Here is an 11,572-nt window from a genome sequence, read left to right on the forward strand (position 1 = left end):
AATTACTGTTAACTCAGATATCATTGTGGTTAATCATTTTGTATTATCTTTACCTTTACATCCACAAAACAATTGTGTCCATTATGAAAAAGAAAGACATCAAGATTTTATTAGTAGATGATGAGCAAGATATCCTAGAGATTGTAGGGTATAATCTTTCCCAGGAAGGGTATCAAATAATTACCGCTACCAATGGGAAAGAGGCCATAACCAAAGCCAAAAAAGAATTGCCACATCTCATTATTATGGATGTAATGATGCCCGAAATGGACGGTATGGAAGCCTGCGAAAACATCAGAAAACTACCAGAATTGAGCAATGTTATTATTACTTTTTTAACAGCAAGAAGCGAAGATTACTCACAAGTGGCTGGATTTGATGCAGGAGCGGATGATTATATTACAAAACCTATCAAACCAAAATTATTAGTTAGTAAAGTAAAAGCACTACTTCGTCGTTTGAAAAGTGATGAACATGCTTCAGAAACACTTAATGTTGGGGGCATCGAAATTAATAGAGAAGAATATAAAATTGTCAAGGACAACAAAGAAATTATACTGCCAAGAAAAGAATTTGAGTTGTTTTATCTTTTAGCTTCTAAACCTGGAAAGGTTTTTAAAAGAGAAGAAATTTTAGATAAGGTTTGGGGCAATGAAGTCATCGTAGGTGGAAGAACTATTGATGTTCACATTAGAAAACTCCGTGAAAAAATTGGCGAAGACTTATTTAAAACCATCAAAGGAGTTGGCTACAAATTAGAAGTGTAAATGAAAATAAAATTCAAGAAAACATACACGTTTGCCCTAGTTTCAACGTCTTACATTACTGCTTTTTCTACAGGTTTTCTTGCTGTTTTGTTATGGTTTTTTCATGAGTTTTCTTTGCCAATAGTAACCGTTTTTGCTTTTTCTATTGCTACCTTTTCCTTTTTTGTTATTCAATACCGTGTTGAAAGATTCATCTACAGAAGGGTTAAAAAAATCTATGATGACGTTTCTCTTTTAGAATCTACTTCATTTCGTAATCAACCCATAACAACAGATATGGCGACTTTGACGCAACAAGTTAAAAAGTTTGCGACAGATAAAAAATTAGAAATCGAAACCCTAAAAGTGCGTGAAGAATATAGACGTGAATTTTTAGGAAACGTTTCACACGAATTAAAAACGCCTTTATTTACCGTTCAAGGCTATCTTTCTACTTTGCTAGATGGTGCTATTAATGATAAAAGTGTTAGAAAAAAATATTTAGAAAGAGCCGAAAAAGGGGTAGAGCGATTAATTTATATCGTTGAAGATTTAGATATGATTTCCAAACTCGAAATGGGTGATGTTAATCTTGAATTATCAAGGTTTGATATTGTAGAGTTGGTTCAAAATGTGTTTGATTTATTGGAAATGAATGCCGATAAAAAGAACATTATCCTCATGTTTGACAGAAAGTATAACAAACCCATAATAGTTTTTGCCGACAAAGAAAAAATCGAACAAGTCTTGACCAATTTGGTAACCAATTCTATAAAATATGGAAAGGAAAACGGTACGACCGAAGTCACGATTGAAGATTTAGTAAATGACAAAGTTATTATCCGTTTTAGAGACGATGGAGAAGGTATAGAAAAACAAAATATACCAAGGCTCTTCGAACGTTTTTATAGAGTAGATAAAAGCGGTGCTAGAAGCGAAGGTGGTTCAGGATTAGGGCTTTCTATTGTGAAACACATAATCGAAGCTCATGGTGAAAAAATCTATGTAGAAAGTGAATTCGGAAAAGGATCTGAGTTTTCATTCACCCTCGAAAAGGATCAATAACTGTTTCCAGTGAATTGTTTTTTCCAACTGAGGCAAACCCCGATATAATTTCACATCTTTTAAAAATTCAATTTTGAAATCATCTTGTTTGCTATAAGGCGCATAACCATTTCTTTTAAATCGCTTAGCCAAATATTCTTGTTCAAATTGCCCCGGAGTTGGGATGAAAAAAGCTTTCTTTCCTAACTTTGCCAAATCCATGACAGTGGTGTAACCTGATCGACACAACACCATTTCACTTTCGTTGAAAGCTGTTTCTAGCTCGGCAGAAGTCATAAAATTGTAATAGGTTACATTTTCATCCTGATCTATTTTTTGCTCTTCCTCAACGCTTCCTTTGATGAAAAGAACTTTTCCAGCAAAAAGGCGAACCTCATTCTTGAGCTTTTGTTCCAAAAAAGTACGTTGCGGTTCAGGACCAGAGAGAATAACCATCAAATCATATCGGATTGGTAAATCTCTTTTCTCTAATCGGCTAAGTGGGCCAATGTAGTTTAGATTTAATTTGTTCTTCTTTAGATGTCCCAGTTTTCCAGTAAGATTCGGATTTTTTTCCATATCGGGAATCCAACATTCTGTGAACTTTTTGATAAAATGTTGGTGTAGCTTACTAGAAATCCATGTGGTTTTTCCTGATAATACATTCAATTGATGCGTAATGAAAACACAAGGAATTTTTTTGCTATAAACCCCTAAACGGTTATCCGATATGATACCTTGAAGATGGTATTCTGCTATCCATTTTTTGACGATTTTCTTCTCGGAAAAGATAGCATCAATCATTTTTGGACTGTTTTTTATTAGTTTCCATTTAAAATCAGCCTCATTTTTAGCATATTCAATATCATAAGAAGGTAATTCCAATGCTTGTAAATGAGGAAATTCTTTTTGAAGCATTTGCAAAGCAACACCATCAGAAGCTAGTATTGGTGCAAAACCATTTTTTTCTAACTCACGAATGATAGGAATGCATCGTGTAGCATGGCCTAACCCCCAATTTAATGGGGCAACAAGAATATTTTTTTTTGAATTTTCCAAGTAGTGAAATTACGGTTTTAACATTGCAAAGTAAAAAAGATTTTGAATAGTTTATATTTCCTTAATTTTACCAAAAAATTAAGTTTGTGGGAAGTAAGAATAAATTAAAGCGGTTTAAAGAAAACGAGACTTTTGAAAACGTTTTTCAACCAACAAGAGAAGAGGTAGTAAATGGAGAATTTCCGTTAAGAGGGAAATGGAATACCGATTTTTTTAAAAATGACAATCCTATCGTTATTGAGCTAGGTTGTGGCAAAGGGGAGTATTCAGTTGGTTTAGCCGAACGATATCCAGAGAAAAACTTTGTTGGAATAGATATTAAAGGAGCCCGTTTTTGGCGTGGAGCTAAAACGGCTGTGGATAGCGCCATGTTTAATGTAGCTTTTGTTCGAACACAAATCGAGTTAATTAATTTTATTTTCGCTGAAAAGGAAGTAGATGAAATTTGGATTACTTTCCCTGATCCGCAAATCAAATACAAACGTACCAAACACCGTATGACCAACTCAGAATTCCTGCAGTTGTACAAAAAAATCCTCAAACCAGAAGGCGTTGTCAATCTCAAAACGGATAGCGAATTCATGCACGGATATACCTTGGGATTATTGCATGGTGAAGGGCACGAAGTGTTGTATGCTAACCATAATGTTTATAAAAATGAAGGAGCACCAAGTGAAGTAACTTCTATTCAAACATTCTATGAAAAGCAATATTTGGAAATCAACAAAGCAATTACGTATATTCGTTTCAAAATCAAATAAATGACTTATTTTCTGCCACTTGTTTTGGGTTTTTGCATTGCTTTTTTGGCGGTTATCCTTCCAGGACTAATCAATATGACGGCAGCCAAAATAAGTACACAAGAAGGCAGAAATGAAGCGCTAAGTTTTGCTGTTGGGGCTTCTGTAATTATCTTTTTTCAAACTTTTATTGCAGTCCTTTTTGCTCGATTCATTAACAACCATCAGGAGATTATTTCCACCTTACAAGAAATCGGCATTTTTGTATTTACGGGATTGAGCATTTACTTTTTTTGGATTGCCAAAAAACCAAAGAAAATTAAAACCGACATCAAAATAAAAGCAAAGTCTAATCGTTTCTTTTTCGGAATGTTGTTGTCTACATTGAATTTGCTCCCAGTTCCATTTTATGTTTTTGCTAGCATGAGTTTGTCGGCATCGGGTTATTTCAGTTTTGATAAAATTCCAGTTTCTTGTTTTGTTACAGGTGTGGTTTTAGGTTCTTTTAGCGTTTTTTATATTTATATAGTAGCCTTTAAAAAGATAGAAAAAAAGACCGATTTTTTGTTTAAAAACATTAATACGATAATTGGTTCTGTCACTACTTTTATGGCTGTTGTCACCTTGTTAAAATTACTTTATAAATAATGGAAGCCAATTTCTTCGAAAGAGTTTATGCTATTGCAAGACAAATTCCAGAAGGGAAAGTTACTTCTTATGGTGCTATTGCAAAGGCTTTAGGTACTGGTCGTTCGGCTAGAATGGTAGGTTGGGCTATGAATGCTTCTCATAATATGGAGGATGTTCCTGCTCATCGTGTAGTAAACCGCATCGGAGTGCTTTCAGGAAAGCATCATTTCGAGGGGACAAACTTGATGCAGCAGCTCTTAGAAAACGAAGGCATCAAAGTTGTCAATAATCAAATCGTAGATTTTGAGAAACATTTTTGGATGCCTGAGATTATTACTCCACTAAACACACTGTAAACTTCGTCTGATTATCGCCATTTTCAAAAGCCAGATAACCACCGTGAGCTTCAATAATATTTTTGGATAACGTCAATCCAATTCCTGCCCCATCTTTACGTGTAGTGAAAAATGGAAGGAAAATTTTATCTTCAATTTCTGGTTCAACACCTGTTCCGGTGTCCGTAATAATAAGATAAACACGCTTTTCTTTTACTTGAGCAGAAATCACAATTTCCTTGATTTTTTTTTCTTGTAAAGCATACATGCTGTTGGTCAGCAAATTGATAATCACTTGCTCCATTTGGTTTTTGTCAACGAGAATCCATCGCTTAAACGCAATATCGTTGATTATAGTTATGCCGTCTTTCTTGAGCAAAGGATTCATAATCTCCAAACAATTTTCAACCAATTCAGATAGCTCTGTTTTTTCTTTTTTTGGCGAAGGCAACATGGCCAGTTTTCTATAGCTTTCTACAAATTCCTGCAGGTGATTGCTTCGGTTGTGCATCGTAGTAACGCTTTGTTTGATGTCTTCTAAATCTTCCGTTGATAGACTTTCCTGTTGCACTAATTCGTTTAAATTCTGCGAAAGCGACCGAATCGGCGTAAGCGAATTCAATAGCTCATGCGAGATTACTTTCATCAAATTAACCCATGCTTCTTTCTCCTTTTTTTCAACGACTTTTTGAATGCTGTCCAACAAAACAATGTAGTACTCCTGATGGAACGTTTTTGTCCTCGATGTTTGAATGATAAACGTTTGGGTGTCTTGTTTGTTAACTCGTATTTGCAGCGAACTTTTCATTTCTTGAAAGCCTTGTTCTTCAATTATATTGCAAAGCGATGGCAATTGGTTTTTTAGATAATGCCACTTGGAAACCTTAGGAACTGCAAAATATTTGGAAAAATAATCGTTCATCAGAAAGATATTCCATGAGTCTTCTTCCTTTTGCAGGATAATAATTCCGGTTTCAATATTGTTTAAAATGGATCGATAAATGATGTCTTTAGAAACTTGTTCGTGTTGTTTTTCTTTCAGCTTTTTATACAGTTGAAAAAGGCTTTTATAGTTTTCATAAGACCTGTGTTTAGAAAAGTCAGAAGAAAAATCATTCTGTAAAATTGAAGCGATAGTTCGGTCATAAAGCAAAAAAGCATTTCGCAGGAAAAAGTAGATTTCAACCAACAATAAAAAGGAGATAAAAGTTGAAAACAAACCGGTATAGCCTAAATCTTTGTAAAAAAAGAAGATGCTCAAACCACTACTACACAAAATAAGCAGCAGTCTAATAAAAAGGGAGTGATATATCTTTTGGATTTTAAACATTTAGGAATTGCTGATGTTGTACTTCTCCATTCTTCGGTATAATGCGGCTCGAGATAATCCTAATTCGTCAGCCGATTTACTGATATTGTATTGGTGCTTTGCCAACACTTTTTCTATGGTGTTTTTCTCTACATCCGAAAGCGGAATATCATCGCGATTTTCGTAAAAAGTAATTTGATCTAAATCCAAATCGGAAGCAGAAATGGTATTGTTATCGCAAAGAATTACGGCTCGTTCGATACGATTTTCCATTTCCCGAATGTTGCCGTTCCAGGCATGTTTTCCAATTTGTTCCAATGCTTTTTCGCTAAAAGTAATGGTATTACGCTCATACTTTGCAATGATTTTATCTAATAGAAATTGTGCTAACGGAATTTTGTCTTCATTCCGATCTCTTAGCGAAGGCAAGGTGATTTCCATGGTATTAATGCGATAATACAAATCTTCCCTAAATCTTTTTTGAGCTACTTCTTCTTTCAAATTCAGATTGGTTGCTGTAATGATTCGAACATCCAACGGACGAGGTTTTGATTCTCCTAATCGGGTAATGGTTTTGGTTTGTAGTACCTGCAATAATTTAGATTGTAAATGAAGCGGAACGTTTCCGATTTCATCCAAAAAAATAGTTCCGTTTTGAGCGTTTTCAAACCTTCCGGCTGTATCGTTTTTAGCATCAGTAAATGCGCCTTTGGCATAACCAAAAAGTTCACTTTCAAAAATGTTATCGTTTAACGAACCCAAATCAACATGAATAAACGGACTGTTTTTACGAGCTGATTGCTGGTGAATATATTGTGCCATAACGAATTTTCCGGTTCCGTTTTCTCCTAAAATCAATACATTGGCATCGGTTTTGGCTACTTTTTCACCCAAAGCATAGGCTTTTTTAATGGTGTTTGAATCTCCAATAAAAAAAGAATCTACAATGGGTTTTTTATCTGATTTTCTTTTTGTTTTACGACTTTCTTCAACAGCTTGTTTTACGATTTCGACTAGTTTTTCGTTTCCCCAAGGTTTTAATACATAATCAAAAGCTCCCGATTTTAATCCTTCCACAGCAGTTTCTACTTTGCCAAATGCCGTCATTAGTATCACAACAGTTTTTGGCGAAAGCGTTTTAATCTCTTTCAAAAAATACAAACCTTCTCTTCCATCTTCAAAGCCAATACGGTAATTCATATCTAACAGTACTACATCAATTTCATTTTCAGCTAGTAAACTAAGTACATTTCTTGGTTTATTAATCGTGAAAATTGTTTCAAAATGTTTTTTTAAAAGCATTTTTGCCGCAAAAAGAATGTCTTCCTGGTCGTCTATCACTAATATGTTGGCATTGGTTTTTTTCATTGACTGTTCGGTTTCGTACAATTGGTGTTCGATAGTGAACACATAGAATTTTAATTAGTTTGTATAAATCACAAAATCAATAACTTATCGTTTTTAAAATTTTGGCACAAAATTGTATTTACACCTTCCAAAGAAATCAAAATGGACACTATCATCAATCGTAAAAATAACAAAAAAAAGTATCTGACCATCGCCGCATTGGTAATAGTAATTTTGAGCTATTTGGGATATTCCATGGTCACCAAAAAAAGAAGTTTTAATGTAAAGAAAAACGAAATCAGTATCAAAACGGTGGAGCAGGATTTTTTTGAAGATTTTATGGTTTTTCAAGCAAGGGTTGAACCTATGAATTCTTTGTTGGTGAATATCGTCGAAGGCGGTTCGGTTCAAGAAATTTTTGTAAGCAATGGCGATATGGTAATAAAAGGTCAACCGTTGGCCAGATTATACAATCCGAATACGGAACTGAATTATATGCAACAGGAAACGGCCATTATCGAACAAATCAACAATTTGAATAAAGCCAAATTAGATTTAAGAAATCAGGAACTGAACTTAGCAAAAGATTTAATCGCTATTGAACATGATTTTCAAGATGCCAAAAATTTATTCGATTTGAATAAGAAATTGTTTGAACAGGAAATTTTAGCTAAAAACGAATGGGAGAAAACACAAGAGAATTTTCGATTTCAGAAAGAACGTATGAACATTATCAAACAAAGTGTGACTAAAGAAAAACAAGCCAATCAAATCCAAATCGGACAGCTTAATCAATCCATTGGAATTATGGAAAAAAGTTTGGGTATCTTGAGAAACAACAAGAAGAATTTTTTAGTACTTGCCCCACTATCTGGGAGATTGACCTCTTTTGAACCTGTTTTGGGACAAACGTATCAACAAGGACAAACCTTGGGTAAAATTGATGTAATGAAAGGCTATAAATTAATGGCGGATGTAGATGAGTTTTATCTGCCAAAAGTAACTCAAGGAAAAAAAGGAACCGTAGATTTTAACGGAAAAGATGTGGAAGTGGTTATAGCCAAAGTTATCCCAGAAATTAAAAGTGGTAAATTTCAAGTGGAAATGAATTTTGTCAGTCATGAGGATTTAGATTTAAGACAAGGACTTAGCTTCAGCGTTAGATTGAATTTGTCCGTAAAAACCAAATCCATTGTGCTATCAAAAGGCAGCTTTTATCAGGAAACATCGGGGAAATGGATATTTGTAGTTACCGGAGACAAAGCCGAAAGACGAAACATCGAAGTCGGTAGAGAAAATCCGTTGTATTATGAAATCACAAAAGGATTAAAACCAGGAGAAAAAGTGATAACTTCATCCTACAAAGATTACACAGAAGCCGAATTATTAAACATTGAATAATCACATCAAAAAACGAATATATGATACACATCAAAAATCTTTCTAAAGTTTATAGAACCGAAGAAGTCGAAACCAAGGCATTAAGCGAAGTTTCAATCACAATCAATCAAGGCGAATTTGTTACTATTATGGGTTCATCAGGAAGCGGAAAATCAACGCTTCTGAATATTGTTGGACTTCTTGATAGCGCCACAACCGGAAATTATCAATTACTCAATCAGGAAATGGTAGGGATAAAAGAGCAAGAAAAATCCAAAATCAGAAAACAAAATATTGGCTTCATCTTCCAAAATTTTAATCTGATTGATGAACTTTCAGTATTTGATAATATCGAATTGCCACTCATTTATAACAATATTCCAGCTTTGGAAAGAAAGAACAAAGTAGAGACTATAGCAGAAAGATTGGCTATCTCTCATCGATTGAAGCATTATCCGCAGCAACTTTCGGGTGGACAACAACAAAGAGTTGCCGTTGCCAGAGCATTAATCAATGACCCAAAAATCATTTTGGCCGATGAACCTACAGGAAACCTTGACAGTAAAAACGGAAATGAAGTTATGGAATTACTGACCGATTTACATGCTAATGGTGCTACAATCCTAATGGTAACACATTCAGATTATGATGCTTCTTTTTCGCAAAGAACTATTTTTATGAAAGACGGAATGATTCTTTCCGAAAAGAATAACAGTCGAAATGTTGATGTTCTTATATCTTAAATTAATAATTAAAAAATAAAATCATGTCAAAAGTAATCGCAACGGGAGCCGCAATTTTAATAAGCTTGATTGCCTCTTCACAGGTCTCAGAAAACAGAAATGTAGCCGAATTTTCCAAACTGAAAGCATCAACCGGAATTGATGTTTTTTACACAGTTTCTTCTACAACCAGTGTAAAAGTAGAAACTGACGATAACGATAAACTGCAGTATATCAAAACTGAAGTTGAAGGAGAGACTTTAAAAGTTTTTGTGGAAACGAAGAAAAATAATTACAATTCAAACAGCAGTAACGGAAAGAATATTAATGGTATTAAATTTAAAACGCTCAAGGTTTACATTACTGGAAAAGCTTTGACAGCGGTTAAAGCAAGTTCTTCGGCAAAGATCAAGATGCAAAATTTGAATTCGGCAAATCAAGTAGAAATTGCCGCCAGTTCTTCAGGAAGTGTTGTGGGAAATTTTGATTGTGATGAAATGAAAGTAGATGTTTCTTCGAGTGGCGATTTTGATGGTAATGTGAATGCCAAAACGATAAACATCGAATCTAGCAGTTCCGCTGATGTTGATTTAGACGGAAAAACAATCACGCTACAAGTTAAAGCCAGTAGTTCATCGAGCTGTAATTTGAAGAAATTACTATCAGAGAATGCCAAAGCAAAAGCCAGTAGCTCTGCCGATGTTACTTTAAATGTGACCAAATCTTTAGACGCCGAAGCAACATCGAGCGCATCCATTAATTATTACGGAAATCCAGCTCAGGTTAATGCCGAAAAAGGATCATCAGGTTCAGTAAACAAAAAATAAATTGCATTTATGAAGATTTTAAAAATAATAACCACCCTAGTTTTAGTTTTCTTTATTTCAAAAGTAACTGCTCAAGAGACAGTTCCCACACTTTCGGGCAAAGTCACTATTTCTATAAAAGAAGGAACTTTTGACTGTGATGTGACTCTCAGTAACATTCCGCCTTTGAAAGATTATTTTTTACGATTGAATTCCGGTATGAATATATTATATTTTCATAGTCTGAAACCCAATGATTTTTTGATTGGGTATGACAAATCATTAAAAGATACCACAGCAACCGGCGAAGCTAATGCGTATTTTTTTCCGGATAATACTAGAAAAGGGAAGTTCTTACCAAAAGAAATCCGAATGAAATATACTGGTAAATTTCCAGTAGCGACCGATACTATTCAAAATTACAGCAAATCGGACTGGAAAGGAAATATAGCATTCAATGGATATTCTGTTCGAGCTGACGGACGCCAAACAGCATGGTATCCGGTGTTGTATGATGTTGAAAAAGACAAGACTTATAGCGAAATAAAATATGATATTGAAGTAGCTTGTAGCGACTGCACCACTTTGTATATAAACGGAAATCTTCCTGTAAAAGCAACCCAATCCCGATTTAAAAGCGAAGTGCCCATAGAAATCAGTATGTATTGTGGCAATTTTGATTTTAAAAATAGAGGTGGAACCTACATTCTCAACCCAAATTTAACCGATGAACAGTTCAGCGAGTTTTGTAATCTCACCAATTCCTTTCAGAAATATTACGAGAAAAACCTCAGAATTCCTTTTGGAGGTGCAGTGACTTTTGTAAATACGACGCCAACATCAGCTAAAAATGCGTGGCTATTTGTAACCTATCCTACTATTTTTAGCATTGGTCATGGTGAAAATGGACTGAAAAGTTTGTTTAATCCTAAAATACAGAATTGGTACCGTCCTTTTATAGCACATGAAATCGGGCATTATTATTTCGGAACCTATAAAGTATTTAATTCCGAGTTGGGCGACATGATGAGCGAAGGATTTACAGAATATCTTTCACTTCAACTTACTCGAGATATTTTGGGAGAAGATGTTTACCAAAAGAAAATAAATGGCAAACTGAAAGAGTTGCAAGGTTTTGATCCGACGTCGTTTTCTAAGGTGAATTCTAAAAATGATTACAAAGACCGTGAACTTTATGTTTACAACTATGCACCATTAATTTTTACAGCAATTGAAAAAGAAATTGGCAAACCAAAAATGTGGCAATGGCTCGCAATCCTTCTCAAAGAGAAAACAGATTTTACCAATTATGATTTCCTAATCAAATCGCTCGAAGCAACACTTCAGAACAAATCACAATTGGAGAACATCAAATCAAAATATTTTGATTCAGATGTTTCTGTTACGAACATACAATCGGCACTCAAATAAGGCCTTATCATCAATCATCATCA

General features: G+C 34.5%; 12 protein-coding genes. 9 read left to right on the forward strand and 3 right to left on the reverse strand.

The genetic code is table 11. From position 1 onward, the window contains the following. Positions 1 to 83 precede the first annotated feature (83 nt). Positions 84 to 767, forward strand: a complete 684-nt coding sequence (locus tag OLM53_RS11100; protein ID WP_264520302.1) for a response regulator transcription factor — start codon at positions 84 to 86, stop codon at positions 765 to 767. Further along, complete coding sequence (locus OLM53_RS11105) at positions 768 to 1,811, forward strand: sensor histidine kinase (RefSeq protein ID WP_264520303.1); 1,044 nt, start codon at positions 768 to 770, stop codon at positions 1,809 to 1,811. It abuts the gene before it with no gap. Here OLM53_RS11105 and OLM53_RS11110 read toward each other — a convergent pair. Next, a complete protein-coding gene (locus OLM53_RS11110) occupies positions 1,785 to 2,849 on the reverse strand; it encodes a glycosyltransferase (protein WP_264520304.1) in 1,065 nt (354 codons plus the stop codon). The genes OLM53_RS11105 and OLM53_RS11110 overlap by 27 nt on opposite strands. An 86-nt stretch (positions 2,850 to 2,935) precedes the next feature. On the opposite strand from OLM53_RS11110, the gene trmB reads away from it, so the two are divergent. From trmB to OLM53_RS11125, 3 genes are read left to right on the forward strand one after another with little or no spacing between them, the layout of a single operon-like run. Continuing rightward, the gene (gene trmB, locus OLM53_RS11115; RefSeq protein WP_264520305.1) at positions 2,936 to 3,610 is read left to right on the forward strand and encodes a tRNA (guanosine(46)-N7)-methyltransferase TrmB; all 675 of its coding nucleotides are present in this window, start codon (positions 2,936 to 2,938) and stop codon (positions 3,608 to 3,610) included. Beyond that, a complete protein-coding gene (locus OLM53_RS11120) occupies positions 3,611 to 4,237 on the forward strand; it encodes a LysE family transporter (protein WP_264520306.1) in 627 nt (208 codons plus the stop codon). Then, complete coding sequence (locus tag OLM53_RS11125; protein WP_413614243.1) at positions 4,237 to 4,575, forward strand: MGMT family protein; 339 nt, start codon at positions 4,237 to 4,239, stop codon at positions 4,573 to 4,575. Before OLM53_RS11120 ends, OLM53_RS11125 begins: the two co-directional genes overlap by 1 nt. Here OLM53_RS11125 and OLM53_RS11130 read toward each other — a convergent pair. Together OLM53_RS11130 and OLM53_RS11135 are read right to left on the reverse strand one after the other, a co-directional pair. Further along, the gene (locus OLM53_RS11130; protein ID WP_264520307.1) at positions 4,553 to 5,884 is read right to left on the reverse strand and encodes a sensor histidine kinase; all 1,332 of its coding nucleotides are present in this window, start codon (positions 5,882 to 5,884) and stop codon (positions 4,553 to 4,555) included. The two genes, OLM53_RS11125 and OLM53_RS11130, sit on opposite strands and share 23 nt — an antisense overlap. Then, positions 5,885 to 7,231, reverse strand: a complete 1,347-nt coding sequence (locus tag OLM53_RS11135) for a sigma-54-dependent transcriptional regulator (protein ID WP_264520308.1) — start codon at positions 7,229 to 7,231, stop codon at positions 5,885 to 5,887. Between the two features lie 141 nt (positions 7,232 to 7,372). Here OLM53_RS11135 and OLM53_RS11140 point away from each other — a divergent pair, with 141 nt between their 5' ends. Genes OLM53_RS11140 through OLM53_RS11155 form a run of 4 tightly spaced genes read left to right on the forward strand, consistent with a single transcriptional unit; the run spans position 7,373 to position 11,549 of the window. Continuing rightward, positions 7,373 to 8,611 (forward strand): efflux RND transporter periplasmic adaptor subunit, encoded by a 1,239-nt coding sequence (locus tag OLM53_RS11140; RefSeq protein ID WP_264520309.1) that lies wholly within the window; start codon positions 7,373 to 7,375, stop codon positions 8,609 to 8,611. 20 nt (positions 8,612 to 8,631) lie between these two features. Then, complete coding sequence (locus tag OLM53_RS11145; protein WP_264520310.1) at positions 8,632 to 9,333, forward strand: ABC transporter ATP-binding protein; 702 nt, start codon at positions 8,632 to 8,634, stop codon at positions 9,331 to 9,333. Positions 9,334 to 9,356: 23 nt separating this feature from the next. Continuing rightward, complete coding sequence (locus OLM53_RS11150) at positions 9,357 to 10,139, forward strand: head GIN domain-containing protein (RefSeq protein ID WP_264520311.1); 783 nt, start codon at positions 9,357 to 9,359, stop codon at positions 10,137 to 10,139. A 9-nt stretch (positions 10,140 to 10,148) separates the two neighbouring features. After that, positions 10,149 to 11,549 carry a hypothetical protein gene (locus OLM53_RS11155; protein WP_264520312.1) on the forward strand — a complete coding sequence of 467 codons (1,401 nt, stop codon included), beginning with the start codon at positions 10,149 to 10,151 and terminating at the stop codon, positions 11,547 to 11,549. Positions 11,550 to 11,572 lie beyond the last annotated feature (23 nt).

The sequence above is a fragment of the Flavobacterium sp. N1994 genome (assembly GCF_025947145.1).
Classification (GTDB): domain Bacteria; phylum Bacteroidota; class Bacteroidia; order Flavobacteriales; family Flavobacteriaceae; genus Flavobacterium.

What these genes read in the sequence shown, in the direction of transcription:
- OLM53_RS11125 (WP_413614243.1), top strand. Translation starts at nt 4,237, where the DNA reads ATGGAAGCCAATTTCTTCGAAAGAGTTTATGCTATTGCAAGACAAATT.
- OLM53_RS11140 (WP_264520309.1), top strand. Translation starts at nt 7,373, where the DNA reads ATGGACACTATCATCAATCGTAAAAATAACAAAAAAAAGTATCTGACC.
- OLM53_RS11155 (WP_264520312.1), top strand. Translation starts at nt 10,149, where the DNA reads ATGAAGATTTTAAAAATAATAACCACCCTAGTTTTAGTTTTCTTTATT.
- OLM53_RS11150 (WP_264520311.1), top strand. Translation starts at nt 9,357, where the DNA reads ATGTCAAAAGTAATCGCAACGGGAGCCGCAATTTTAATAAGCTTGATT.
- OLM53_RS11145 (WP_264520310.1), top strand. Translation starts at nt 8,632, where the DNA reads ATGATACACATCAAAAATCTTTCTAAAGTTTATAGAACCGAAGAAGTC.
- OLM53_RS11135 (WP_264520308.1), bottom strand. Translation starts at nt 7,231, where the DNA reads ATGAAAAAAACCAATGCCAACATATTAGTGATAGACGACCAGGAAGAC.
- OLM53_RS11130 (WP_264520307.1), bottom strand. Translation starts at nt 5,884, where the DNA reads ATGTTTAAAATCCAAAAGATATATCACTCCCTTTTTATTAGACTGCTG.
- OLM53_RS11105 (WP_264520303.1), top strand. Translation starts at nt 768, where the DNA reads ATGAAAATAAAATTCAAGAAAACATACACGTTTGCCCTAGTTTCAACG.
- OLM53_RS11100 (WP_264520302.1), top strand. Translation starts at nt 84, where the DNA reads ATGAAAAAGAAAGACATCAAGATTTTATTAGTAGATGATGAGCAAGAT.
- OLM53_RS11120 (WP_264520306.1), top strand. Translation starts at nt 3,611, where the DNA reads ATGACTTATTTTCTGCCACTTGTTTTGGGTTTTTGCATTGCTTTTTTG.